25 protein-coding genes are annotated in these 23,142 nt (G+C 71.5%); 13 read left to right on the top strand and 12 right to left on the bottom strand.

What is annotated here, in order from left to right:
* Nucleotides 1-162 precede the first annotated feature (162 nt).
* Nucleotides 163-1,257 carry an EamA family transporter gene (locus ACZ49J_RS40150; RefSeq protein WP_467456005.1) on the top strand — a complete coding sequence of 365 codons (1,095 nt, stop codon included), beginning with the start codon at nucleotides 163-165 and terminating at the stop codon, nucleotides 1,255-1,257.
* 1 nt (nucleotide 1,258) lies between these two features.
* On the opposite strand, the gene ACZ49J_RS40155 is transcribed toward ACZ49J_RS40150, so the two are convergent.
* Nucleotides 1,259-1,942 (bottom strand): pyridoxamine 5'-phosphate oxidase family protein, encoded by a 684-nt coding sequence (locus ACZ49J_RS40155; RefSeq protein ID WP_467456006.1) that lies wholly within the window; start codon nucleotides 1,940-1,942, stop codon nucleotides 1,259-1,261.
* A gap of 35 nt (nucleotides 1,943-1,977) precedes the next feature.
* Here ACZ49J_RS40155 and ACZ49J_RS40160 point away from each other — a divergent pair, with 35 nt between their 5' ends.
* The gene (locus ACZ49J_RS40160) at nucleotides 1,978-3,309 is read left to right on the top strand and encodes an aminotransferase class I/II-fold pyridoxal phosphate-dependent enzyme (protein WP_467456008.1); all 1,332 of its coding nucleotides are present in this window, start codon (nucleotides 1,978-1,980) and stop codon (nucleotides 3,307-3,309) included.
* Nucleotides 3,310-3,316: 7 nt separating this feature from the next.
* On the opposite strand, the gene ACZ49J_RS40165 is transcribed toward ACZ49J_RS40160, so the two are convergent.
* Entirely contained in the window at nucleotides 3,317-4,270 is a 954-nt protein-coding gene (locus ACZ49J_RS40165) for a DMT family transporter (RefSeq protein WP_467456010.1), read from the bottom strand.
* A 75-nt stretch (nucleotides 4,271-4,345) separates the two neighbouring features.
* Between ACZ49J_RS40165 and ACZ49J_RS40170 the strand changes: the two genes are divergently transcribed.
* Nucleotides 4,346-5,263, top strand: coding sequence for a LysR substrate-binding domain-containing protein (locus tag ACZ49J_RS40170; RefSeq protein WP_467456012.1), 918 nt, complete (start codon nucleotides 4,346-4,348; stop codon nucleotides 5,261-5,263).
* 93 nt (nucleotides 5,264-5,356) lie between these two features.
* Here ACZ49J_RS40170 and ACZ49J_RS40175 read toward each other — a convergent pair whose 3' ends face one another.
* A complete protein-coding gene (locus ACZ49J_RS40175) occupies nucleotides 5,357-5,824 on the bottom strand; it encodes a pyridoxamine 5'-phosphate oxidase family protein (protein WP_467456014.1) in 468 nt (155 codons plus the stop codon).
* Nucleotides 5,825-5,972: 148 nt separating this feature from the next.
* On the opposite strand from ACZ49J_RS40175, the gene ACZ49J_RS40180 reads away from it, so the two are divergent.
* The gene (locus tag ACZ49J_RS40180) at nucleotides 5,973-6,617 is read left to right on the top strand and encodes a cysteine hydrolase family protein (RefSeq protein WP_467456015.1); all 645 of its coding nucleotides are present in this window, start codon (nucleotides 5,973-5,975) and stop codon (nucleotides 6,615-6,617) included.
* Nucleotides 6,618-6,643: 26 nt separating this feature from the next.
* Here the strand turns inward: ACZ49J_RS40180 and ACZ49J_RS40185 are convergent, their stop codons facing one another.
* Complete coding sequence (locus ACZ49J_RS40185) at nucleotides 6,644-7,141, bottom strand: Rieske (2Fe-2S) protein (RefSeq protein WP_467456017.1); 498 nt, start codon at nucleotides 7,139-7,141, stop codon at nucleotides 6,644-6,646.
* Between the two features lie 199 nt (nucleotides 7,142-7,340).
* Between ACZ49J_RS40185 and ACZ49J_RS40190 the strand changes: the two genes are divergently transcribed.
* From ACZ49J_RS40190 to ACZ49J_RS40215, 6 genes are all read left to right on the top strand, one after another.
* The gene (locus tag ACZ49J_RS40190) at nucleotides 7,341-8,096 is read left to right on the top strand and encodes a HipA family kinase (protein ID WP_467456019.1); all 756 of its coding nucleotides are present in this window, start codon (nucleotides 7,341-7,343) and stop codon (nucleotides 8,094-8,096) included.
* Nucleotides 8,093-8,503 (top strand): DUF3037 domain-containing protein, encoded by a 411-nt coding sequence (locus tag ACZ49J_RS40195; protein ID WP_467456021.1) that lies wholly within the window; start codon nucleotides 8,093-8,095, stop codon nucleotides 8,501-8,503. The genes ACZ49J_RS40190 and ACZ49J_RS40195 overlap by 4 nt, the downstream gene beginning before the upstream one ends.
* Nucleotides 8,504-8,640: 137 nt before the next feature.
* On the top strand, nucleotides 8,641-9,402 hold the full coding sequence (gene fabG, locus ACZ49J_RS40200; RefSeq protein ID WP_467456023.1) for a 3-oxoacyl-ACP reductase FabG: 762 nt from the start codon (nucleotides 8,641-8,643) through the stop codon (nucleotides 9,400-9,402).
* Nucleotides 9,403-9,419: 17 nt separating this feature from the next.
* Entirely contained in the window at nucleotides 9,420-10,187 is a 768-nt protein-coding gene (locus tag ACZ49J_RS40205; protein WP_467456025.1) for an SDR family oxidoreductase, read from the top strand.
* A 193-nt stretch (nucleotides 10,188-10,380) separates the two neighbouring features.
* Nucleotides 10,381-11,970, top strand: a complete 1,590-nt coding sequence (locus ACZ49J_RS40210) for an ABC transporter substrate-binding protein (RefSeq protein WP_467456027.1) — start codon at nucleotides 10,381-10,383, stop codon at nucleotides 11,968-11,970.
* Between the two features lie 167 nt (nucleotides 11,971-12,137).
* The gene (locus tag ACZ49J_RS40215) at nucleotides 12,138-12,821 is read left to right on the top strand and encodes a uracil-DNA glycosylase (RefSeq protein ID WP_467456029.1); all 684 of its coding nucleotides are present in this window, start codon (nucleotides 12,138-12,140) and stop codon (nucleotides 12,819-12,821) included.
* Between the two features lie 211 nt (nucleotides 12,822-13,032).
* Here the strand turns inward: ACZ49J_RS40215 and ACZ49J_RS40220 are convergent, their stop codons facing one another.
* Nucleotides 13,033-13,500 (bottom strand): hypothetical protein, encoded by a 468-nt coding sequence (locus ACZ49J_RS40220; RefSeq protein WP_467456031.1) that lies wholly within the window; start codon nucleotides 13,498-13,500, stop codon nucleotides 13,033-13,035.
* 73 nt (nucleotides 13,501-13,573) lie between these two features.
* Nucleotides 13,574-14,086 (bottom strand): DinB family protein, encoded by a 513-nt coding sequence (locus ACZ49J_RS40225; RefSeq protein ID WP_467456033.1) that lies wholly within the window; start codon nucleotides 14,084-14,086, stop codon nucleotides 13,574-13,576.
* Nucleotides 14,087-14,274: 188 nt separating this feature from the next.
* Between ACZ49J_RS40225 and ACZ49J_RS40230 the strand changes: the two genes are divergently transcribed.
* Nucleotides 14,275-15,180, top strand: a complete 906-nt coding sequence (locus tag ACZ49J_RS40230; protein ID WP_467456035.1) for a Gfo/Idh/MocA family protein — start codon at nucleotides 14,275-14,277, stop codon at nucleotides 15,178-15,180.
* Here ACZ49J_RS40230 and lnt read toward each other — a convergent pair.
* The 6 genes from lnt to ACZ49J_RS40260 all read right to left on the bottom strand — a co-directional run bounded on the left by lnt (nucleotide 15,104) and on the right by ACZ49J_RS40260 (nucleotide 20,366).
* Complete coding sequence (lnt, locus tag ACZ49J_RS40235) at nucleotides 15,104-16,669, bottom strand: apolipoprotein N-acyltransferase (protein ID WP_467456037.1); 1,566 nt, start codon at nucleotides 16,667-16,669, stop codon at nucleotides 15,104-15,106. The two genes, ACZ49J_RS40230 and lnt, sit on opposite strands and share 77 nt — an antisense overlap.
* A 172-nt stretch (nucleotides 16,670-16,841) precedes the next feature.
* Nucleotides 16,842-17,321, bottom strand: coding sequence for a nuclear transport factor 2 family protein (locus tag ACZ49J_RS40240; RefSeq protein WP_467456038.1), 480 nt, complete (start codon nucleotides 17,319-17,321; stop codon nucleotides 16,842-16,844).
* Nucleotides 17,322-17,388: 67 nt separating this feature from the next.
* Nucleotides 17,389-18,366 (bottom strand): expansin EXLX1 family cellulose-binding protein, encoded by a 978-nt coding sequence (locus tag ACZ49J_RS40245; protein ID WP_467456039.1) that lies wholly within the window; start codon nucleotides 18,364-18,366, stop codon nucleotides 17,389-17,391.
* 211 nt (nucleotides 18,367-18,577) lie between these two features.
* A complete protein-coding gene (locus ACZ49J_RS40250) occupies nucleotides 18,578-19,177 on the bottom strand; it encodes a chloramphenicol phosphotransferase CPT family protein (protein WP_467456041.1) in 600 nt (199 codons plus the stop codon).
* A gap of 39 nt (nucleotides 19,178-19,216) precedes the next feature.
* Complete coding sequence (locus ACZ49J_RS40255) at nucleotides 19,217-19,396, bottom strand: hypothetical protein (RefSeq protein ID WP_467456043.1); 180 nt, start codon at nucleotides 19,394-19,396, stop codon at nucleotides 19,217-19,219.
* A gap of 94 nt (nucleotides 19,397-19,490) precedes the next feature.
* Complete coding sequence (locus tag ACZ49J_RS40260; protein WP_467456045.1) at nucleotides 19,491-20,366, bottom strand: undecaprenyl-diphosphate phosphatase; 876 nt, start codon at nucleotides 20,364-20,366, stop codon at nucleotides 19,491-19,493.
* Between the two features lie 489 nt (nucleotides 20,367-20,855).
* Between ACZ49J_RS40260 and ACZ49J_RS40265 the strand changes: the two genes are divergently transcribed.
* Nucleotides 20,856-22,136, top strand: a complete 1,281-nt coding sequence (locus tag ACZ49J_RS40265; RefSeq protein WP_467456047.1) for a Gfo/Idh/MocA family protein — start codon at nucleotides 20,856-20,858, stop codon at nucleotides 22,134-22,136.
* Complete coding sequence (locus ACZ49J_RS40270) at nucleotides 22,133-23,068, top strand: DUF6807 domain-containing protein (RefSeq protein ID WP_467456049.1); 936 nt, start codon at nucleotides 22,133-22,135, stop codon at nucleotides 23,066-23,068. Before ACZ49J_RS40265 ends, ACZ49J_RS40270 begins: the two co-directional genes overlap by 4 nt.
* Nucleotides 23,069-23,142: the final 74 nt, after the last annotated feature.

Genomic DNA, 23,142 nt, shown 5'->3' on the forward strand with positions numbered 1-23,142 from the left:
CGCCTGCGAAAGGCCTGCAGTTCCTCGCGCCCCCTTGAATACGTGCCGTTCCCGCGCCTCGGCGCGTGCGGTTCTCGCGCCCCCTGACGCCGCAGTGGGGGGCGTCCAGGGCGTGAGACAGGTGTCAATGAGGGTGACGCTCATGTCATCGGCTGTCATCATGTGCCGGTGCAGACCTCTCAGAGCAGTCAGGGCAATCACGGCAGGGGCGTCGGCCTCGGGCTCGCGCTCGGGTCGGCCGTCGCCTTCGGCGGGTCGGGTGTGGCGGCCAAGCCGCTGATCGAGGCGGGGCTCGACCCGCTCCACGTGGTGTGGCTGCGGGTGGCGGGTGCCGCGCTGGTGATGCTGCCGCTGGCTGTCCGGCACCGCGGGCTGCCGCGTCGGCGGCCCGCGCTGCTCGCCGGGTTCGGGCTTCTCGCCGTGGCCGGAGTGCAGGCCTGCTACTTCGCGGCGATCTCGCGCATCCCGGTCGGTGTCGCGCTGCTCGTGGAGTACTTCGCCCCCGCGATCCTGCTCGGCTGGGTGCGGTTCGTGCAGCGGCGGCCGGTCACGCGTGCCGCCGCCGTGGGGGTCGTGCTAGCGGTCGGCGGGCTCGCCTGCGTCGTCGAGGTCTGGTCGGGAATGGGCTTCGACGCGCTCGGTCTGCTGCTCGCCCTGGCCGCCGCCTGCTGCCAGGTCGGCTACTTCGTCCTGTCCGATCAGGGCGCGGACGCGGGCGAGGAGGCGCCCGACCCGCTCGGCGTCATCGCGTACGGCCTGCTCGTCGGCGCCCTCGTGCTCACCGCCGTGGCCCGTCCCTGGACGATGGACTGGTCCCTCCTCGCCGGCACCGCCCGCATGGACGGCACTCCCGTCGCGGCCTGGCTGTTGCTCGGCTGGGTCGTGCTGATCGCGACGGTGCTCGCGTACGTGACCGGGGTGGTCGCCGTCCGCAGGCTGTCCCCGCAGGTCGCGGGCGTCGTCGCCTGCCTCGAAGCGGTCATCGCGACCGTGCTCGCCTGGGTGCTGCTCGGCGAACATCTCTCCGCGCCGCAGATCATCGGCGGTGTCGTCGTCCTGGTCGGGGCCTTCATCGCCCAGTCGTCGGCACCTGCCAAGGCCGCCGAGGGGCCGGTCGCGGGAGGCTCGGGTCCTGCTCAGAGGAACGGCACCGCAGTGGACGCGACGGGCAGCAGCGCGGCGGACGGCGGTGCGGCGGACGGCGATGGGGCGGACGGCCCTGAGAAGCAGTTGTCCGCTCCAGGTGGCGCCTCATAGGTCACAGCACCGCCAGGTAGTCGGGGAACTCGGTCCCGGGTGTCAGGCCCGGGTCCGGTATCGGCGTGTCGTAGCCCTTGCGCAGAGGGAGGACGCCTGCCCAGTGGGGGAGGGTGAGGTCCTCGGGTTCGTCGTTCACGCCGCCCTCGCGGATCTTGGCGGACACCTCGTCGAGGTCGAGGCGGATCACCGCGGTGGCGGCGGCCTCCTTGGTGTTGGCGGGCCGGATGTCGCGCGAGCGACCTGGTACGACGTGGTCCACCAGCGCGTCGAGGGCCAGTCGCTTCTCCTCCGGGTCGGTCACCTGGTGGGCGGTGCCATGGACGACCACGGAGCGGTAGTTGATCGAGTGGTGGAAGGCGGAGCGGGCGAGGACCAGCCCGTCGACGTGCGTGACGGTGAGGCACACCGCGAGCCCCGGATCCGCCTGGCGGGTCATCCGCAGCGGGCGCGAACCCGTCGAGCCGTGGACGTAGAGCACCTCGCCGACCCGGGCGTACAGAGTGGGCAGCACGACCGGGACGCCGTCCCGCACGAAGCCGAGATGGCAGACGTAGCCCTCGTCGAGGATCGCGTGCACCACCTCCTTGTCGTACGTGGCCCGCTGCGCGGCACGGGTGGGGACGGTGCGGTCGGTCGGGGTGTAGGCGGTCGGCGACGGCATCGGCTGCGGGGGTCCCTGCATTGCGGCCTCCATTGCACTAGTGCATAATCTTTTTTGTGCTAGGAGAGTATCGGATCGAAGGGCGTCGTGCAGCGGAGATCGCGGCGAGCGTCGAGCGCGCGGTGGGTGCCGGGGAGCTGGAGCCGGGGCAACTGCTGCCGCCGATGCGGGAGTTGGCGGTGCAGCTCGGGGTGAATGCGAATACGGTCGCGGCCGCCTATCGCACTCTGCGCGAGCGCGGGGTCATCGAGACCGCCGGACGACGCGGCAGCCGGGTGCGCTCAAAACCGGCCACGACAGGGCGCGAGTACATCCGGGTGGACGTACCGGAAGGCGTGCGCGACCTCGCCGACGGCAATCCCGATCCGGCGCTGCTGCCCCCGCTGGCCAAGCCCTTCGCGGCCGCCGCCGAGCAGGGTGACCGCGTCCCCGTCCTCTACGGTCAGGCCCCCGTCGAACCCGAGCTGGAGCGGATCGCGCGCGCCGACCTCGACGCCGACGGTGTGCCGGACGGGCCGCTCACCGTCACCTCCGGCGCGCTCGACGCCGTGGAGCGTGTCCTGGCCGCGCACCTCAAGGCGGGCGACGCCGTGGCCGTCGAGGATCCGGGTTGGGGCAGCGTGCTCGACCTCGTGCCCGCGCTCGGACTGCGAACGATCCCCGTGGGTGTCGACGACGAAGGGCCGCTCCCCGAGGACGTACGCCGCGCCCTGGAGGCCGGCGCGCGCGCCCTCATCGTCACCGACCGGGCGCAGAACCCGATCGGTGCCGCGGTGAGCGCCACGCGCGCGCGTGCCCTGCGCGCCGTGCTCGCGGACCACCCGCAGACCCTGCTGGTCGAGGACGACCATGGCTACCGGATCGTCGACCAGCCCCTCCAGCCGCTCGCCGGTGTCACGCGCCACTGGGCCCTCGTCCGCTCGGTCGCCAAGGCCTACGGGCCCGATCTGCGGCTCGCGGTGCTCACCGGTGACGCCGTGACCCTGGACCGCGTGCGAGGACGGCAGCGCCTCGGGCCCGGATGGGTGAGCCGGCTGGTGCAGCGGGCCGTCGTGGTGCTCTGGGCGGAAGGTGCCGTGGACGCGCGGGCCGTGGCGGGGGCCTACGGCCGCAGGCGGGACGCGCTGATCGGTGCGCTGGCGGAACGCGGCGTGACGGCGCACGGGCGCAGCGGGATGAACGTGTGGGTGCCCGTCCGGGACGAGACCGGCGTGGTCGCCCGGCTGCTGCACGCCGGCTGGGCCGTGGCGCCCGGCGCCCGCTTCCGCATGAGCGCGCCACCCGGCATCCGGATCACCGTGTCCACGCTCTCGGAGGACGAGATCGGACGCGTGGCGGACGCCGTGGCCTCGGCGATCGGCCCGGCGCCCGCTCGACGCTACGTATGACTGCCGCTCAATCCAGTTTTTCCGCACGGGGTTTGACCTGAGTGAGAGCCGCTCCCGCCAGTACGATCGCCGCGCCGACCGGCGTGGACCAGGTGAGCGACTCCCCGAGGACCGCGACGCCGGCGGCCGTGGCGATCACCGGGATGAAGTACGTGACCATCTGGGCGGTGGTCGGGCCGACCTCGGCGACGATGCCGTACTGCACGAGCATCGCGACACCCGTACCGAGGGCGCCGAGCGCGACGACGGCGAGCAGGGGAAGCACTGGAAAGCTACCCGGCAGGGAGGTGAACAGCGGTGTGACGACGGCGAGTTGCGCGGTGGCCAGCAGCAACTGGGCGCCTGTCAGCGAGAGGTTGGAGTGGCCGGAGCCCGCCAGTGTGCGCCGGACGTAGATCCAGCCGATCGGGTAGCTGAGCGAGGCCAGCAGCGCCATCGCCGTGCCTGAGGCGTCCAGGCCGTGGAAGCCCTGCCAGGCGCCGAGCACCGTGAGCACGCCGAGGAAGCCGAGTCCGAGGCCTGCGACCCGCACCCGCGTCGGCCGGTCCTCGGAGAGCGCGACCAGCGACAGGGCCATGCCCCACAGGGGTGAGGTCGCGTTGCAGATGCCGGCGAGCGTGGACGGGATCGTCAGCTCCGCGTAGGCGAAGAGCGAGAACGGCAGCGCGTTCAGCAGTAATGCGGCGACCGCCAGATGGCCCCAGGTGCGGGCACCACGCGGCAGCCGCTCCCGCTTCACCGCCATGGCCACCGCGAGCACCGCCGTACCGAACAGCAGTCGTCCGAAGGTCACCTGGAAGGGTGCGTAGCCTTCGGTGCCGACCTTGATGAGGAGGAAACTGAAGCCCCAGACGAGGGCGAGGAAGCCGAAGCGGAGGCGCCAGCCGACGGCTGGACGGCGACGTTCGGTGGTCGCCGGCGGCTGGGCGGAGTTTCGCGGGGCGGTGGTGGCGGTGGTCATGGCCCCAACGATGCTCCTCAATGATCTCGTAGCGCAATCGAGATTTCATGAGCGGAATCTCGTAGCATCACTTACATGTTGAACCTGGAGCGCCTGCGCACCCTCGACGCCCTGGCCCGGCACGGTTCGGTCAGTGGCGCAGCCGAAGGGCTGCACGTCACGACGTCGGCCGTGTCCCAGCAGATGGCCAAGCTGGAGCGGGAGGTGGGGCAGCGGCTCCTGGCCAAGAACGGGCGCGGCGTACGTCTCACCGACGCGGGACGGCTGCTCGCCGACCACGCCGCCCGCATCCTGTCCCAGGTCGAGCTGGCCCAGTCCGACCTGGAGGCGCAGCGCGGGCAGGTGGTGGGCGAGCTGCGGCTGGCCGCGTTCCCGACGGCGATGCGCGGTCTCTTCCCGTCGGTGCTGAGGGCGCTGCGGGACGGCCACCCGTCGCTGCGGGTGAGCTCGCGGGAGCTGGAGCCCGAGTTCGGCGTCAACGCGGTGATCCGGGGCGACGCCGACCTGGCCGTGGTCCTCGACTGGTACAACAAGCCCCTGCCCGTGCCCGAAGGGCTCGCCAGAGCGGTGATCCTCGACGACCCCGTGGAGATCGCGATGCACGAGGGGCACCCACTCTCCGGCCGGGACGCGGTCGACCTGGAGGACTTCGCGGAGGACGAGTGGGTCGCCTGGCCCGAGGGCGAGTTCTGCCACGAGTGGCTGCTCTACACGCTGCGGGGCAAGGGCATCGAGCCCCGCATCGCCCACTGTGCCGAGGAGCACCACACCCAGCTCGCCCTGGTCGCGGCCGGGCTGGGTGTCTGTGTCGCGCCCAGGCTGGGACGCGACCCGATGCCGGCGGGGGTACGGGCCGTGCCGGTCCGCCACCGCGTCCACCGGTACATCTACGCGGTGTGGCGCGCGGATGCCGACCGCCGCCCGTCGATCAGGGCGGCGGTGGAGGCGCTGCAGAAGGCGGGGGAGGACATCCGCTCGGTCGCCTCAGGCTGAGACCCGTCCCGTCACGATCGCGCCGAGATCCGTCTCGTCACGATCACGCTGAGGTCCCTCCCGTCACGATCACGCCGAGGCCCGTCCCTCCCGTCACAGGGACGCCAGCTTGCGGAAGTCCCACGAAGCGATCGACTCCGGTGTCAGTCGCACCCACGCGTGGCGGCCGTCGTGCGGCATCTCGTCCAGGCCGAAGTTCTTGCGGGCGAACAGCCGCTCCACGTCGGCGAGTTCGGGGCCCGGCTCGCCCGTGCAAGGGGCTTCCCCGACGAACTCCACCGTGCCCGACAGCTCGACGCCCCTCAGTTCTCCGTAGTCCTCGCCCGCGTCGACCGTGACGGCGACGCGGGGATCGCGGCGCAGGTGGGCCCACCGCCTGCTGCGTGTGATCGAGTACAGCCACAGCGAGGTGCCGTCCCAGGCGAACCAGAGCGGGCTGACGTGCGGGGCGCCGTCCGCCGAGACCGTGGCGACCCGGCAGGTGCGCTGCGTGGCCAGGAACTCGTCCAGCTCGGCGGAGGTCATCATGATCTTCCGGCCCCGGCGCTGCGTGACGGTCATGGAGTGCCTCCCCTTATTCTGACGTTACGTCAGAAATGCAGCATGAGTGGTCTTCCCTCCCCGCGCAAGGGACGTTACGCTCGCCCGCCCCGGCCGACGTGTGACAGGGCGAGGGTGGCAGACGAGGGTGACAGGACGAAGGGGAGACATGCCGTCGTACGAAGCGCTCCGTGCCCTCCTCGACCCCGCCACCACGGTGCTGCTCACCGTCGAGTGCCAGCAGGGGGTCGTGGGCCCGGACAGCGCGTTGCCCGAGCTGGCCAGGGAGGCGCGGTCGTCGGGGGCCCTGGCGCACGTCGCCCGGCTGGTCGCCGGGGCCCACGAGAGCGGGGTGCAGGTCGTCCACGCCGTCGCCGAACGGCGGCCCGACGGACGGGGGGCGAGCCGTAACGCCCGGCTGTTCCGCGCCGCCGAACGGCTGCCCGTCCAGCAACTGGCGGGCACCGAGGCCGTGCGCGTCGCGCCGCCCATCGAGGTCGCCGAGGAGGACCTGGTCGTACGACGGCTGCACGGGCTCTCGCCGCTCGCCGGCACCGACCTCGACGCGCTGCTGCGCAACCTGGGCTGCCGCACGCTGGTCGTGACCGGCGTGTCGGCCAACGTGGCCGTACCGAACGCGGTGTTCGACGCCGTCAACCTCGGCTACACGGTGGTCGTGCCCAGGGACGCCATCGCGGGGGTGCCCTCCGAGTACACCCCCGCGATGATCCGCAACACCCTCGCATTGGTCGCCACGGTCGCGACCACGGACGAGGTGCTGGGCTGCCTCAAGCGGCCCCGGCCGCGGACATGAGCGTCCGGCGGCCGAATGCCCCGGGCTCAGGCCATCTTGATCGAGTCACCGTCGACGGTGATCTCCATGGCGGGCAGGGGCTTGGTCGCCGGGCCGCTCTTCACGCTGCCGTCGGTGATGGAGAAGTTGCTGTTGTGACAGGGGCAGTTGATGACGCCGTCCTTGATGCTCTTCACGGCACAGCCCTGGTGGGTGCACGTGGACGAGAACGCCTTGAACTCGCCCGCCGTCGGCTGGGTGACCACCATCTTCTGGTCGGCGAAGACCTTGCCGCCGCCCTCCGGGATGTCGGAGGTCTTCGCGACCTCGGTGCCGCCCGAGCCCGCGTCGCCGCCGCTCGTGCCACCGCTGCTCGCGCCGCTGCTCTCCTCGGTGCCGGCGGCGGAGGACTCGGAGGAGGCGGACGAGGAGTCGTCGTCCGATCCGCACGCGGTCAGCGCGACGGCGAGCCCCGTCGCGCCGGCCGCTGCGATCACGGCGCGGCGGGCCGGTTTCGAGGCGGGCTGGTGCGGTGCGCTGGTCATGCTGAGGTTCCCTTCCGTGGGGGGCGTGGACCTGCCGACAGGTACGGCCGGCGGAGATCGCCTGTTCAGACGATGCCGAAATCTTCGCCCGCTCGGGATGGGACGTGGGTAAAGCGGAGCTGTCGGTTCGCTGTCGTCGTCGGCGCGTCACCGCATTGGCCGTCTCCGGGGCGCGTCACCGCCCCGGTAACCTGGGTCGATGCTCAAAGAAGTCACCGCGACCCGTTACATCACGCCGCTGCGTGAGGGCGGGTCGCTGCCGGGACTGGTCGAGGCCGACGACTTCGGGACGTACGTCATGAAGTTCACGGGCGCGGGTCAGGGCCGCAAGACGCTCGTCGCGGAGGTCGTCTGCGGTGAGCTCGCCCGCCGGCTCGGACTGCGGGTCCCGGGACTGGTGACGATCGAGTTGGACCCCGTGCTGGGCCTCGGCGAGCCCGACCAGGAGGTGCAGGGCCTGCTCAAGGCGAGCGGCGGCGCCAACCTGGGCATGGACTTCCTGCCCCGCGCGATCGGCTTCGACTCCCTCGCCTTCCCGGTGAGCCCCGAGGAGGCCGGCCGGATCGTCTGGTTCGACGCCCTCGTGGGCAACGTGGACCGCTCCTGGCGCAACCCCAACCTCCTGGTGTGGCACGGCGACCTGTGGCTCATCGACCACGGAGCCACGATGATCTGGCACCACAACTGGCCCGGCGCCCTGGTTTCCGCCCAGCGGCCGTACGACGCCTCCGACCACGCGCTGGCACCCTTCGCACCCGATGTCGCGGCCGCGGCCGACGCCCTCGCGCACCTGGTCACCGAGGACCTGCTGGCGGAGGTCACCGCCGAGATCCCCGAGGTGTGGCTGGCCGGCGAGCCGGGGTTCGACAGCGCGGACGCACTGCGGCGGGCGTACGCCGAGCCGCTGCTGGCACGGGCCGCCGTCATCCAGGAACGCATCGAGGGGATCAAGTGAGCGAGCGCACCCTCGCGACCAGGCCGAGGGAGCAGGACGTCTTCGAGTACGCGCTGCTGCGGGTCGTCCCCCGCGTCGAGCGCGGCGAGTGCTTCAACGCGGGCGTACTCGTGTACTGCCGCGCCAGGTCCTTCGTCGCCGCCCGCACGCACCTCGACGAGACCAAGCTGCTGGCCCTGGACCCCGAGGCGGACGTGGCGGGCGTACGGGCCGCCCTGCACGCCGTCGAGGGGGTGTGCGCCGGGGGTGAGGCGGCGGGCCAGGCCGCGCGCGACGACGCCGGGCGGCGCTTCCGCTGGCTGGTCGCGCCCCGCTCGACGGTGGTCCAGCCGGGGCCCGTGCACACCGGGCTCACGGTCGATCCCGGGGCCGAGGCGGAGCGGCTGCTCGATCTGCTGGTCAGGTAATCGATCACACCTGGGTCGTGTGCCGTTGACACCGGGTGCCAGGGCTTCTAGCGTCACGTGTGCTGGAGGTACTAAGCGGTCGCTCACCTGTTGGGCGTACTGTGAGAGCCGCATCCCAAGGGCGAGGAGAAGCAGCAATGTCCACCACTGAGCAGCGGGTCGCCGTGGTCACGGGTGCCGCGCGCGGCATCGGCGCCGCGACCGCCGTACGACTGGCCGCGGAGGGCCGCGCCGTCGCCGTGATCGACCTCGACGAGGCGGCCTGCGAGGACACCGTGGAGAAGATCACCGCCGCCGGAGGCAAGGCCCTCGCCGTCGGTTGCGACGTCTCCGACGAGGCGCAGGTCGAGGCGGCCGTCGCCCGGATCGCCGAGGAGCTCGGGGCCCCGACGATCCTGGTGAACAACGCGGGCGTGCTCCGCGACAACCTGCTGTTCAAGATGAGCTCCGCCGACTGGGACACGGTCATGAACGTGCACCTGCGGGGCGCCTTCCTGATGACCAAGGCCTGCCAGAAGTACATGGTGGACGCGAAGTTCGGCCGCGTCGTGAACCTCTCCTCATCCTCCGCGCTCGGCAACCGCGGCCAGGTCAACTACTCGGCCGCCAAGGCCGGTCTGCAGGGCTTCACCAAGACCCTCGCCATCGAGCTCGGCAAGTTCGGCATCACCGCCAACGCCGTCGCGCCCGGCTTCATCGTCACCGACATGACCGCCGCCACCGCCGCCCGTGTCGGCATGGGCTTCGAGGAGTTCCAGGCCGCGGCGGCGACCCAGATCCCCGTACAGCGCGTCGGCACCCCGGACGACATCGCAGGCGCCATCGCCTTCTTCACCGGCGAGGCCGCCGGGTTCGTCTCCGGCCAGGTGCTGTACGTGGCCGGCGGCCCGCTCAACTGACCGGGGGATCGGAGCACATGACTTCCGCACAGCTTCCCGAGCTCTCGGGCAGGGTCGCCCTCGTCACCGGTGCGAGCCGTGGCATCGGCTACGGCGTCGCCGAGGCACTCGTCGCCCGGGGTGACCGCGTGTGCATCACCGGCCGCAACGAGGACGCCCTGAAGGAGGCCGTCGAGCAGCTCGGCGCCGAGCGGGTCATCGGTGTCGCCGGCAAGGCCCACGACGAGAACCACCAGGCCGTCGCCGTCGAGCGCACCATGGAGGCCTTCGGCCGCGTCGACTTCCTGGTCAACAACGCCGGTACCAACCCGGTCTTCGGCCCGATCGCCGACCTCGACCTGAACGTGGCGCGCAAGGTCTTCGAGACCAACGTCGTCTCGGCCCTCGGCTTCGCCCAGAGGACCTGGCACGCCTGGCAGAAGGACAACGGCGGCGCGATCGTCAACATCGCCTCCGTCGCCGGCGTCTCCGCCTCCCCGTTCATCGGCGCGTACGGCATCAGCAAGGCGGCCATGATCAACCTGACCCTGCAGCTGGCGCACGAGTACGCGCCCAAGGTGCGGGTCAACGCGATCGCGCCCGCCGTGGTGAAGACGCAGTTCGCCAAGGCCCTGTACGAGGGCCGTGAGGCGGAGGCCGCCGCGTCCTACCCGTTGGGGCGGCTCGGCGTGCCCTCCGACATCGGCGGCACCGCCGCGTTCCTCACCTCCGAGCAGTCCGACTGGATCACCGGCCAGACCCTGGTGGTGGACGGCGGCATCTTCCTCAACGCCGGCGTCGGCTGACGACGGCGGCGGGCGCCCGCCCGGCCCGGCCGGACAACACGCGGGCGCCCGTCTTGTGGTGGTGCGCAAGGAAATGGCACCGTTCCTCCGCCGCGGCGACATACGCGCTGATCAAGGGCCTGCCAGGGCGGAGGTCCGCCTGCCCGGACACTGCGGTATGGTCTGGCCACCCTTGTGGTATGCCCGATCGAGGATGGTGCGCGTGTTCAAGCAGGACAGATACCTGCGTCAGCTGGCGGCGGTCACGTCCATAACCATGGTCGCCGGATGTGGTGTTCTCTCCTCGGACTCGTCCGACGACGACCGTCCGATCGTCGTGGGGACCACCAGTGCCCCGAGCACCCTGGATCCGGCGGCCGCTTGGGACAGCTCCTGGGAGCTGATGCGCAACGTCTTCCAGACCCTGCTGAACTACTCCCCCGGCGCGTCCGAGCCCGAGCCCGATGCCGCCGAGAGCTGCGCGTTCACGGACAGCTCGACCACGGTCTACACCTGCAAGCTGCGCGAGGGCCTGAAGTTCGCCGACGGCCACGACCTGGACGCCCAGGCCGTGAAGTTCTCGATCGACCGCATCAAGAAGATCAACGTCAACGGCGGCCCCGCGGGTCTGCTGGGGAGCCTCTCCCGGGTCCAGGTGAAGGGTGATCGCGAGGTCGTCTTCCACCTCAAGGAGCCCGACGCCACCTTCCCCTTCGTGCTCTCGACGCCCGCCATGTCGATCGTGGACCCCGAGGACTACCCCGCGGACAAGCTCCGCGAGGGCGGGGAGATCAACGGTTCGGGGCCGTACAGCCTCGCCTCCTACGACGACGGCAAGCAGGCCGAGCTCGTCCGCAACGACAACTACAAGGGCATCGCGGACCGCAAGAACGACGGCGTCACCATCCGCTACTTCTCGCAGTCGTCCAAGATGGTCGACGCCCTCAGGAACAAGGAGATCGACGTCATCTACCGCGGTCTGCCCGCCTCGGCCACCGTCGACATCCAGGAGAACGGCAAGGAAGAGGGGCTCCAGCTCATCGAGAACCCCACGACCGAGATCAGCTACCTGGTGTTCAACCCCAAGGACCCCTGGGCCAAGAGGCCCGAGGTCCGCAAGGCGGTCGCCCAGGTCATCGACCGCCCGACGCTCGCCCACAAGATCTACAAGGACACCGTCGAGCCGCTCTACTCCATGATCCCCAGGGGCCTGGTCGGCCACACCACGAGCTTCTTCGACAGCTACGGGGACCCCAGCGCGGCCAAGGCCAGGAAGATCCTCACCGACGCCGGCATCACCGAACGCGTCCCGCTCACCCTCTGGTACACCAGCGACCGTTACGGCTCGCAGACCAAGCCCGCCTTCCAGGAGCTCAAGCGACAGCTGGAGGCCTCCGAACTGTTCACCGTCACCCTCAAGAGCCGTCCCTGGAAGGACTACGTCGAGGGCTACCGGAACGGCGAGTACCAGGTGTTCGGACGTGGCTGGTTCCCCGACTTCGCCGACGCCGACAACTTCGTCGCACCTTTCGTGGGCCAGCAGAACGCGCTCGGCACTCCGTACGACGCCCCCGAGATCACCGGCAAGCTGCTGCCCGAGTCACGCCGGAAGAGCGACCGGGGCGCCGTGGCCGACGAGTTCGAGGAGGCGCAGGAGATCTTCATGAAGGACGCGCGACTGCTGCCGCTGTGGCAGGGCAAGCAGTTCGTGGCCGCGAACGAGGAGATCGCCGGCGCCGAGCAGTCCATCGACCCCGCGACGATGATGACCATGTGGGCGCTGTCCTGGAAGACCAGCTGGTAGCTGCGCCGGGTGCCCGTCGGCAGTTGCGCCGAGGTCCCGCTTTCGGGCGCGGTTGTCAGTGGGCGCCTGTAGGTTCTGTGCTCGTAAAGGCGGTCGTGCTCTCGCGCGGCCGCCCGCGGGCGCACACTGTGCGGCCGTGAAGCGAGCGCACACCGGAGGAAGTCGACGTGACCGACATCGCCATGCTGCCCGAGTCCTGGCGCGGCGTCCTGGGCGAGGAACTGCAGCAGCCCTACTTCAAGGAGCTCACCGAGTTCGTGGAGGAGGAGCGCGCGAAAGGTCCCGTCTACCCTCCCCGCGAGGAGGTCTTCGCCGCGCTGGACGCGACACCGTACGACCGCGTGAAGGTGCTCGTCCTCGGCCAGGACCCCTACCACGGCGAGGGCCAGGGCCACGGCCTGTGCTTCTCGGTGCGGCCGGGCGTGAAGACCCCGCCCTCGCTGCGGAACATCTACAAGGAGATGCGGGACGAACTCGGCACGCCGATCCCGGACAACGGCTACCTGATGCCGTGGGCCGAACAGGGCGTGCTCCTGCTCAACGCGGTGCTCACGGTCCGCTCCGGCGAGGCCAACTCGCACAAGGGCAAGGGCTGGGAGAAGTTCACCGACGCGGTGATCCGCGCGGTGGCGGACCGCCCGGATCCGGCCGTCTTCGTCCTGTGGGGCAACTACGCGCAGAAGAAGCTGCCGCTGATCGACCAGGAGCGGCACGTGGTGGTGAAGGGCGCGCACCCCTCGCCGCTGTCCGCGAAGAAGTTCTTCGGCTCCCGCCCGTTCACGCAGATCAACGAGGCGGTGGCGGCACAGGGGCACGAGCCGATCGACTGGACGATACCCAACCTGGGCTGATCCGGGCTCCCTCCGGACGGCCACGGACTCCACCCTGGGGCCGTCACCGGCCCGGCCCAGTGGCCGTACGGGCCGGCCTGACCCCGGTCGTCAGTGCCTGCCGTGAGCGTCCCGACGAGCGTCCTGAGGGACGGACGACGAGCGTGGAGCCGACGGGGGAGGGGAGCCGCCAGGACCGCTGGAACAGCGGGCCTGGCGCCGGGGAGTGACGTCACCGTCCGTAGGTGTCCTGACAGATGGTGGCCTGCGGGCTGTCCTTCGCCCACCCGCCGTACTTACGGCCCAGGGCGCAGACGTCGTTGGTCCTGGGCGGTTCGGCCAGGCCCCGGGGGATCACGGGCCGCGGGGCGGGCACGCGGGGCTTCGGGGAGGCCGGCGGGGCGGGGCTCGGCCGGAGGGGCCTGGGAGGCGGGGGTGCCGCGGCAGGGGGCGAGGCGGCGCCCCGGGCCGGGGGCGCGCTCGGGGTCGGTGTCCGCGGCGGGCCGATGAGCTCCAGCGCCTCCTGTGCCGGGGCCTGCACGACCTGGGGGCCGACCGGGCCGTCGGGCAGTGGCGCCGACGGCCGGGACGGTGCCGGCGCCACGTCGGGAGGGTGCGGGTGCTGGATGGTCACACAGCCGGAGAGAGCCGCGGCGGCCATGGTGACCAGGAGCGCATGGGGGGTCGTCGTTCGGTGCACCCGCGCAACTCTGCTGTGTCCGAGGCGCTCTGGGGACGATAAGGGCCCGGGTTGCCCCGCAAGGGTGATGACGTCACTCGCCGGTGGCGCCGTCGATGCGCTCCCTCAGCAGATCCGCGTGGCCGTTGTGCCGCGCGTACTCCTCGATCATGTGGGTGTAGATCCACCGCAGCGTGATGGGCTCCTCGGTGAACCGGCTCCTGCCCTTGCTCACGTCGTCCAGGGCGAAGCCCGCCGCGTTGCTCCGGGCCGCGGCGATCTCGGCCTGCCAGGTGGCGTACGCGTCCTGCCAGGTGTCCGTGTCGGTCAGGTGGAACTCGCCGTCCCGGTCCTCGTCGCCGTAGTAGAGGGGCGCCGCGTCCTCACCGGCGAGCACCCTGCGGAACCAGCCGCGTTCCACGTCCGCCATGTGCCGGACGAGACCCATCAGGGAGAGTTCGGAGGGCGGCACCGACGCGGTCCTGAGCTGGGAGTCGTCCAGGCCCGCGCACTTCATCTCCAGTGTCTGGCGGTGGTAGTCGAGGAACCCCTCCAGCATGGACCGCTCGTCGGCGTCGGTAGCGGGCTCGGTGCGCTTGATCGTCATGTGTGCATCCTCGTGGAGTGACGAACCCGGCACCACGTGTTTTACGGACCCGTGTGCGCTCCTCCCCGCCTCTCCCCGCTCGGCCGGCGTCCGTCACCGCAGCCGTATGCTTCGGACGAGGCACGTGTCGGCACACCGTAGGCGCTACGAGAAGCCCTGCGCCCCAAGGCGCTGGACGGGAGATCCCTGTGAAGGTCGGCTGCATCGGACTCGGTGACATCGCGCAGAAGGCGTACCTGCCGGTGCTCGGCACCCAGCCGGGCGTCGAACTGCACCTGCAGACGCGGACGCCCGCGACGCTCGACCGGGTCGCCGACAGCCTCCACCTCCCCGCGGAGCGGCGGCACGCCGACCTCGACGCCCTGCTCGCCCAAAACCTCGACGCGGCCTTCGTCCACGCTCCCACCGACGTGCACCCGGAGATCGTCGCGCGGCTCCTGGAGGCGGGCATACCGACGTACGTGGACAAGCCGCTGGCGTACGCGCTCGCCGACTCCGAACGCCTGGTGGAGCTGGCCGAGGAGCGCGACGTCTCCCTGGCGGTGGGCTTCAACCGGCGGTACGCCCCCGGGTACGCGCAGTGCGCGGACCATCCCCGGGAGCTGATCCTCATGCAGAAGAACCGCGTCGGTCTTCCCGAGGTGCCGCGCACGATGATCCTCGACGACTTCATCCACGTCGTCGACACCCTGCGGTTCCTGGTGCCGGGGCCGATCGACGACGTGACCGTGCGCGCCCGCGCCGAGGACGGACTGCTGCACCACGTCGTGCTCCAGCTGTCCGGCGACGGCTTCACGGCGCTCGGGGTGATGAACCGGCTGAGCGGTTCGGCCGAGGAGATCCTCGAGGTGTCCGGACAGGACACCAAGCGCCAGGTCGTGAACCTCGCCGAGGTCATCGATCACAAGGGGCAGCCGACCGTGCGGCGGCGCGGCGACTGGGTGCCGGTGGCCCGGCAGCGCGGCATCGAGCAGGCGGTGCTCGCCTTCCTCGACGCCGTACGCGCGGGCAAGGTGCTCAGCGCCCGTGACGCGCTGGCGACTCACGAGCTGTGCGAGCGGGTCGTGCGGGCGGTTCAGGAGCCGTCCTCCTGAGCCGTACGGACCGCGCGCCCTCGACGGCACCCAGCACGACCAGGATCAGCCCCGCCGCGTACACCGGCCACGCGCCGTACCGGGCGTACGGCGTCACACCGTCCGCCAGCGGCACCTCGTACACCGCCGTCGTGCCGGCGTCGGTGCCGAGCCAGGAGCCGATGCGCTCGCCGCTCGGGCCGTAGACCGCGGAGACCCCGGTGAGGGTCGCGTGCACCATCGGGCGGCCCGTCTCGGCGGCCCGCAGCGCGGCCAGCGAGGCGTGCTGCCCGGGCGCCCAGCTGTGCTGGAAGGTGGAGGTCGCCGACTGGGCGAGCAGCAGCTGGGCCCCGTCCCGGGTGAGATGGCGGCTCATGTCAGGGAACGCGGACTCGAAGCACACCATGGGGCCCACCTTCAGACCGTTCCCCACGTTCATCACGACCTGCTCGCTGCCCCGGATACGGTCCTCACCCGCCGCCTTGCCGACCGACGTGGCCCAGCCGAGCACCGAACGGAAGGGCACGTACTCACCGAAGGGGACCAGCCGCATCTTGTCGTAGCGCTTGCCGGTGGGGCCCTGCGGCCCGACCAGTACCGAGCTCTTGTAGATGCCGGGGCGGTCGGAGCGGCGGGCGTCGACGTTCACCAGGATGTCGGCCCCCGTCTCGCGGGAGAGGGCGGCGATACGGTTGGCGAGGTCGGGGCGGCCGGCGAGGTCGTAGCCGACGCTGCTCTCGCCCCAGACGACCAGATCGAGGTCCTGCCCGGCGAGCTCGCGGGTGAGGGCCTCCTCGCGGGCGAACCGCCTGTCGGGGCCGGGGACGACACCGGGCTGCACGACCGCGATCCGCACCCGGCCGTCCCCGTCGGGCCGCGGCGACCACATCCAGGCCGCGGACGTGACGACGGCCGTCGCGACGAGCCCGGCGACCGCGGGAACACGGGAGCGCCGTACCGCGACGAGCACGGTGACGGCGACGTTGACCGCCACGACCAGGAAGCTGAGCAGCCAGACCCCGCCGACCGAGGCCAGCCGCAGCGCCGGCTCCACCTGCCACTGGCTGGACCCGAGCAGCCCCCATGGCCCGCCCAGCCCCTGCCAGGACCGTACGAGTTCCACCATCAGCCAGCCCGACGGCAGGACGAGCAGCGCGGCCACCACCCGCCGGGCCGGGGGCGCACCGGCGAGGAACCGGCGCACCAGCCAGCCCCAGGGCGCCCACAGAGCGCCCAGCAGCGCGGCTATCACGAACGTGAACACGTGCAGGCTCGGCAGCAGCCAGTGGTGCACGGCCAGCATGAAGCCGAGACCGCCCAGCCAGCCGTCGTACAGGGCACGCCTGCCCGTGGGCGCCGAGCGGGCCAGCAGCATCCAGGGCACCAGGGCGACGTAGGCGAACCACCACAGGGACGGCGCCGGGAACGCGAACATCGGCAGGGCCCCGGACGACACGGCCAGTACGCCGCGTCGCCACGGGGAGGCGAGCCAGTGACCGGGCAACCTCATGCAGCGCCTCCCTCCCCGGTGGTGCGTACCTCCAGTGTGCGCTCGGCGGACGATCTCCGACAGGTGATCTCCAGCCAGGCCGATCTCCGCTCGGGGCGGTTCGGGGCGTGTGGGCGTGGCGAACTGCTGGTCCGGGCCGCTGAGGGTGTGGTGGGCCGGCGGTCCGGGCCGCTCAGGGTGTGGTGGGCTGCCGGGCGGGCGCGTTCCGCCATTTCTCCCGGACCACCACCTCGCGCAGCCGCCAGCCCTCGTCCGTACGCACCAGGGCGAAGGCGTAGCGGCCGCCGCACACGAAGTCCGGGGCCGCGGGTCCGCCGCCGTGGCCGGCGAACCGCATCGGGTTGACGTAGTCCGCCTGGACGTCGGCGGTGTCGCCGGTGTCGTGCTCCAGTACACCGAAGCGGACGCGCCGGTTGACGATCAGGTGCTGCCGCACGCTGAAGAGTTCCATGCTCCGCGCGAGCCATCCGGCGACCTCGGCGGCGTTCCCCTCGATGCCTCCGGCCGAGCGGTAGTCCGCGCGTCCGTCCGGGGTGAACAGCCCTCGGTACGCGGCCCAGTCGCCGTCGTCCACGGCGACGGCGTACTCGGTGACCATCTCGTCCACGGCCAGCCGGTCCATCACGGTGGCGAGCTCCGCACGCTGTGTCATCGGCTCAGTGTTGGGGGAAGGGGCGGGCCCCGCCAAGGGGCCTGCAGGGGGATATTCGGTGGGCAGGTCAGTGCCGGGCGAACTGGACCCGGGTCGGTTGCTCGACGTTCGGCCGCAGCGCGATCCCGTCGACCGCCAGTCGCTCTCCGTAGATGTCGGTGATCCTGATCGCGCCACCGCACCCGCTGCCGTCCTCGGAGAGGAAGTGGTTGTAGTCGGTACGCGGCAGCCGGCGCCAGCCGCCGCCGGCGCGGACCTCCAGACGCGCTACCGGGTTCCGGTGGCCGACCACCTGGATGGCGCACCACCAGCGGCTCGACCCCGTCTTGTACCGGATGGAGACCGTGTCGGACGTATCGGGGCTGAGCAAGGTCCAGGTGATGGGGATCTGGCCACGCGAGGGGTCGGCGAGCTTGGCGAAGGCCTGTGCGCTGAGGTCGAGCTGCCCGGGTGCGCAGGGCAGCGGGCATTCGTTGGTGATCCGGACCGTGATGGAGGCGCCGCCCGCCGCGCGGACGCGCACGTACGCCCCGCAGGCCTTCGACGACTCGTAGTCGGTGTGGTTCATCGCGGCGACCATGAGGTCGTCGCTCGGGCCGAACAGGCAGGCGCCGTCGCCCGTGCCGGCGTCGTAGAACGTCGCGACTCCCCGGTAGGTGACGTCGGGCCGGATCCGTCCGGCCAACGGTGCCGCGGCGGACACCGTCGGCGGGGTGCGCCTGGCGGACGGCTTGGCGGACGAGGTGGTCGCCGTCGCCTTCGGGGTCGCCGTGCCGGCCGTCGTGGTCGGTGAGGGCGTGGACGGCTTCCGCTGCGGCGCCTCCGTCGACGCGGTCACCTGAGTGCCGGCGACGGGCGTGGCCACGGCCGGGCCGTCATCTCTCTCGCGGTCGGGTCGGAGAGCCAGGACCAGGGACATGGCGAGTGCGACGGCCGCCACGGCGGCCGGAAGGATGACGGTGCGCCGCTTGCGGCGGGGTGAGCGGTGCGACGGACGGGGGTGCGACGAGCCGGGGTGCGACGGCCCGGGGAAAGGGGATGCCACTGATGAGTCCTTGCGTGGTTCGGGAGAGCACGTGGTGCGGGGAGCTCGGGGTTCGGTGAGTACTCCGGTGAAGGAGCTCTCGACTCATCAGTGGTCGCCGGCGCGGAAAAGGTTGCCGGGTTTTTCAGCGCCGGGAGAGGGCAGGCGCGGGACGCCTTGCTGGGCGCGAGCCGCCGGTCGTACAGCTGCCGGCAGGCCGCGGGGCGACGGCTCAGCCAGGGATGTCGTCGTCGGAGATCTTCTGGCGCAGCCGCTGGAACGCCGTGGGCGTGGGACGGTGCGGCAGGAACTCCTTGATGAGGCGGGCGCACGCGCGGGGGTCGGCGCGACTGGTGTCGCACTCGACGTCGTACACGCCGTGGGCGTGAACCTGGGGCAACTGCCGTACGGCCAGGCCGGGTGGCCGGTCACCACGCTCGCGCTCCCGCCGCTCCAGCTCGCCGCGCGGGCAGCGCACCCCGACGAACACGACGTCCTGCGGGGCGAAGAGGTCGAGACAGTCCCGCAACCGCCATTCCTCGCTCAGCACGTGGTCCACGACGACGTTGTTGCCGCCGGCGGCCATCCCGGCCACCGCCCGGTGAAAGCCGCGCCAGGTGTTGTGCAGAACCGTGGCGAGCCGCTCCGGAGGAATCTCCTGACGCGTCCGCATCGCGTGGAACGCGTCCACCGGTAGGTGGAAGTACGGCTCGTCGAGGATCCGGAGCAGCTCGGTGGCGATGCTCGACTTGCCCGAACTGGACGTGCCGTTCAGGAAGATGACGGTCCCACGAGACGCGCCCGGGCCTGTACGCCCGGCGCCGGATCTCAACCCGCTGCCCTTGCCGACGTCCCGCTCGCCCCGATGCCCTCAGGCCGCCTCGATGACCTCTCCGCGTATCGCCGCCGCCCACTTGACGACCAGCAGTTCGTACTCGGCCCGCTCCTGCGCCGACAGAGAGCCGCCCGCGCGCATCCACAGGGCTCGGATCTCCTCGTTCAGATCAGCAGCGGACCGCACGGAACCAGGGGTCATGGAATCGGGGGACATGCCGTTTAGCGTAGGGGCAACGGCTGACAGTGCGCTACCGCGCGGCTACCCGTGCGGTATGTGGTTGGTCACGATGGGGAGTTCGGGTAGTGCGTCAGCCCGCCGACTCCGCCGCGTGCGGGCTCAGCGCGCCCGTCGACACCAGCACGATGATCAGGATGCCGAGGGCGATGCGGTACCAGACGAACGGCATGAAGCTCTTCGTGGAGATGAACTTCATGAACCACGCGATCACCGCGTAGCCGACCACGAACGCGATGATCGTGGCGAAGACCGTCGGCCCCCAGGAGACGTGACCGCCCTCCATCGCGTCCTTCAGCTCGTAGCCGCCGGACGCGAGCACCGCCGGGATGGCGAGCAGGAAGGAGTAGCGGGCCGCGGCCTCGCGCTTGTAGCCCATGAGCAGGCCGCCGCTGATCGTGGCGCCGGAGCGGGAGACGCCCGGGATGAGGGCCATGGCCTGGCAGATGCCGTAGATCAGACCGTCCCGGACGGTCAGCTGGTCCAGCGTCTTGCGCTGCTTGGGCGCCCGGTGCCTCCCGCCTGCCTCGTCCCGTGCCGCCAGCCGGTCGGCGACGCCGAGGACGATGCCCATGACGATCAGCGTCGTGGCGGTGATGCGCAGATCGCGGAACGGCCCCTCGATCTGGTCCTTGAGCGTCACACCGAGTACGCCGATCGGGATCGAGCCGACGATCACCAGCCAGCCCATCTGGGCGTCGTGGTCGCCGCGCATCTCCTTGTTCACCAGCGAGCGGAACCACGCCGAGATGATGTTGACGATGTCCTTGCGGAAGTAGATCAGCACCGCGGCTTCCGTGCCGATCTGCGTGATCGCCGTGAAGGCGGCACCGGGGTCCTCCCAGCCGGAGAACGCGGCGGTCAGGCGCAGGTGCGCGCTCGAGGAGATGGGGAGGAACTCCGTCAGCCCCTGGACGAGTCCGAGGATGAGGGATTCAAACCAAGACATGGAGTTAGGTGGTCCAAGCGCTGCTCGTGGGAGGGCCGACGGACACGCCGTGGCCGCGGGGGCGGGCTGATCAAGGGTGTTGAGGGGCAGCGTAGCGCCCTCCGGTGACAGGGTTGCCACAGGGGCGCCCGGGGCCGGTGGTGCAGAGGGTGCCGGGGGCGAGGGCGCCCGGTCGGCACCGTGGCGGAGGGGCTGAGGCCCCCGAGCACTTCCCAGGGCACGCTGCCCTCATGCGTGCGCGGCGGGTGGTGAGGGTCGGGCCGTCGTCCAGGCACGGGCAGACCGGGTGAGGCCGGGGCGAGCGGCGAAAGCGGCGCCGGGAGGGGCGGCGCGCTGATCGGCCCGGGGCGTCGGCGGTGTTGACCGGTCACTATGTCGACACATACGTTGCAGCCGGAGGAGAAAGCGCTTGCTGCCACCGGCCCGCCCGGAGCCAACAGGCGTTGGCCAGCGTCTGACGTCCCGTCCGATGGAGTGCTGATCACGTCCATGCCCACACCCAGCAACGCCCAGAGTCCCGACCCCGCCCAGAACTCGGACCCGAGCACAGGCCCGAGGACGGACCCGCGCGCGGATTCCGGCGGTCCCGACCGCCCCGCGGCCCCGCTGAACGGCCCGCTGAGCGGCCGTCGCATCCGGGCCGCGATCATCGGCACCGGTGCCATCGCCCGCGGCTCCCACCTGCCCGCGCTCGCCCGGCTCGCCGAGGAGGGCGAGACCGAGGTGGTCGCCGCGGTCGACATCGACGCCGACGCGGTGAAGGCGTTCTGCGAGGCGGGCGGCGTTCCCCACGCGTACACCGATCTGGACCGGATGCTGGCGGAGCAGCGGCCCGACCTGGTCAGCGTCTGCACCCCGCCGACGCTGCACCGCGATCAGACCCTGGCCGCGCTGCGGGCCGGCGCCTGGGTGTGGTGCGAGAAGCCGCCCGTGCCCACGCTCGCGGACTTCGACGCCGTGGAGGCGGAGGAGGGCACCGACGGCGGACCGTACGCCTCGATCGTCTTCCAGCACCGCTTCGGCTCGGGATCGCGGCACGTGCGGCGGCTGATCGCCGAGCAGGCCATGGGGCGCCCGCTGGTGGCGCACTGCCAGACGACCTGGTACCGCGACGCCGCCTACTACGCCGTGCCCTGGCGTGGTCGCTGGCAGAGCGAGGGCGGCGGGCCCGCCATGGGCCACGGCATCCACCAGATGGACCTCCTGCTCGACCTGCTCGGACCGTGGTGCGAGGTGCGGGCCATGGCCGGGCGCCTGGTCCACGACGTGGAGACCGAGGACGTCTCCACCGCCCTCGTCCGCTTCGAGAACGGCGCGATGGCCACCATCGTGAACAGCGTGCTCAGCCCCGACGAGGTCAGCCGCATCCGCATCGACTGCGAGCGGGCCACCGTCGAACTGACCCACCTGTACGGCCACAGCAACGACAACTGGCGCATCACCGCCGCGCCCGGCGTCCCCAAGGCCGAGGCGGCCTCCTGGCAGGACTTCGGCGCGGACGTGCCGAGCTCGCACCTGGAGCAGTTGCGGGACCTCGTCGCCGCCATGCGCGCCGGGGAGCGGCCGCGCAGCAGTGGCGCCGACGGCCGGACCAGCCTGGAGCTGATCACCGCGATCTACAAGTCGGCGTTCACCGACACGACCGTGCGGGCCGGGGAGATCGGGCCCGGTGACCCGTACTACACCGCCATGCACGGAGGCGCCCCGGGCTGGGCACCCGTGGTGACACCGGCGTCGGAGACCGCCCCGAGCGAGGAGATCCCGGCATGACGTATCCCGAAGGACTGCGCGTCGTCCACGCCCACGGCGACCGCGTCACGGTCACCGAACCCACCACCGGCGTCGAGCTCTTCGCCTACGTCTACAAGCCGGAGGCGGCCTGGGAGGCTCCCAAGCCCTACCTGCACCCGATCAGGACCCTGGCGGGCGACGTGGTCACCGACTACCGGCCCAACGACCACCGCTGGCACAAGGGCCTGCAGATGACGGCCTCGCACCTGTCCGGCCAGAACCTGTGGGGCGGCAACTGCTACGTCCACGGTGAGGGGTACCTCGAACTCCCGGAGCGGGTGGGGTCGATGGCCCACACCGGCTTCGACGAGGTCGCCTCGGACGGCGACCGCGTGGTGATCGCCGAGCGGCTCACCTGGCATCCGTACACCGGGGAGCTGTGGGCCGAGGAGGAGCGCCGGATCGAGGTGCACGACGTCGACCTGGGGTCGGGATCCTGGGCGCTGACCTGGACGAGCGCCATCACGAACCGGCGTGACGAGCCGCTGCGCTTCGGCAGTCCGACCACCGCCGGGCGCGAGATGGCCGGCTACACGGGCCTCTTCTGGCGTGGTCCGCGGGCCTTCCGGGAGGGGCGGATCATCGGGCCTGACTCCGAGGGGCCCGCAATGATGGGCGGGCAGGCACCCTGGCTCGCCTACTCGGGCGAGCACGACGGCACCGACGGGCACGCCACGCTCGTCTTCGCCCACGCCCCCGAGAACGACCACACGGGCGCCGGGGGCACCCACCCGGCCCACTGGTTCGTCCGCAACGAGCCCTTCGCCGCCGTCGCCCCCTCCTGGGCCTTCTTCGAGGAACTGGAGCTCGCTCCCGGCGACACGCTCACCCGCCGCTACCGGGTCGTGGTGGCCGACGGGGCCTGGGAGCGGGAGGAGATCGTCAAGTACCTGGAGGAGCATCCGTGGTGAGCCTCCACGACAAGCACGCCGAGCACGCCGAGCACGACAAGCACGCCGAGCACGAGGAGTACGGGAGGTGAGTC

Source organism: Streptomyces sp. NPDC030840, from assembly GCF_055572015.1.

Bases quoted from the DNA above. Each gene is read 5' to 3' on its own strand.
- ACZ49J_RS40155 (WP_467456006.1), bottom strand. From the start codon at position 1,942: ATGCAGGGACCCCCGCAGCCGATGCCGTCGCCGACCGCCTACACCCCG.
- ACZ49J_RS40165 (WP_467456010.1), bottom strand. From the start codon at position 4,270: ATGACCACCGCCACCACCGCCCCGCGAAACTCCGCCCAGCCGCCGGCG.
- ACZ49J_RS40170 (WP_467456012.1), top strand. From the start codon at position 4,346: ATGTTGAACCTGGAGCGCCTGCGCACCCTCGACGCCCTGGCCCGGCAC.
- ACZ49J_RS40175 (WP_467456014.1), bottom strand. From the start codon at position 5,824: ATGACCGTCACGCAGCGCCGGGGCCGGAAGATCATGATGACCTCCGCC.
- ACZ49J_RS40180 (WP_467456015.1), top strand. From the start codon at position 5,973: ATGCCGTCGTACGAAGCGCTCCGTGCCCTCCTCGACCCCGCCACCACG.
- ACZ49J_RS40185 (WP_467456017.1), bottom strand. From the start codon at position 7,141: ATGACCAGCGCACCGCACCAGCCCGCCTCGAAACCGGCCCGCCGCGCC.
- ACZ49J_RS40190 (WP_467456019.1), top strand. From the start codon at position 7,341: ATGCTCAAAGAAGTCACCGCGACCCGTTACATCACGCCGCTGCGTGAG.
- fabG (WP_467456023.1), top strand. From the start codon at position 8,641: ATGTCCACCACTGAGCAGCGGGTCGCCGTGGTCACGGGTGCCGCGCGC.
- ACZ49J_RS40205 (WP_467456025.1), top strand. From the start codon at position 9,420: ATGACTTCCGCACAGCTTCCCGAGCTCTCGGGCAGGGTCGCCCTCGTC.
- ACZ49J_RS40210 (WP_467456027.1), top strand. From the start codon at position 10,381: ATGGTGCGCGTGTTCAAGCAGGACAGATACCTGCGTCAGCTGGCGGCG.
- ACZ49J_RS40225 (WP_467456033.1), bottom strand. From the start codon at position 14,086: ATGACGATCAAGCGCACCGAGCCCGCTACCGACGCCGACGAGCGGTCC.
- lnt (WP_467456037.1), bottom strand. From the start codon at position 16,669: ATGAGGTTGCCCGGTCACTGGCTCGCCTCCCCGTGGCGACGCGGCGTA.
- ACZ49J_RS40240 (WP_467456038.1), bottom strand. From the start codon at position 17,321: ATGACACAGCGTGCGGAGCTCGCCACCGTGATGGACCGGCTGGCCGTG.
- ACZ49J_RS40255 (WP_467456043.1), bottom strand. From the start codon at position 19,396: ATGTCCCCCGATTCCATGACCCCTGGTTCCGTGCGGTCCGCTGCTGAT.
- ACZ49J_RS40260 (WP_467456045.1), bottom strand. From the start codon at position 20,366: ATGTCTTGGTTTGAATCCCTCATCCTCGGACTCGTCCAGGGGCTGACG.
- ACZ49J_RS40265 (WP_467456047.1), top strand. From the start codon at position 20,856: ATGCCCACACCCAGCAACGCCCAGAGTCCCGACCCCGCCCAGAACTCG.
- ACZ49J_RS40270 (WP_467456049.1), top strand. From the start codon at position 22,133: ATGACGTATCCCGAAGGACTGCGCGTCGTCCACGCCCACGGCGACCGC.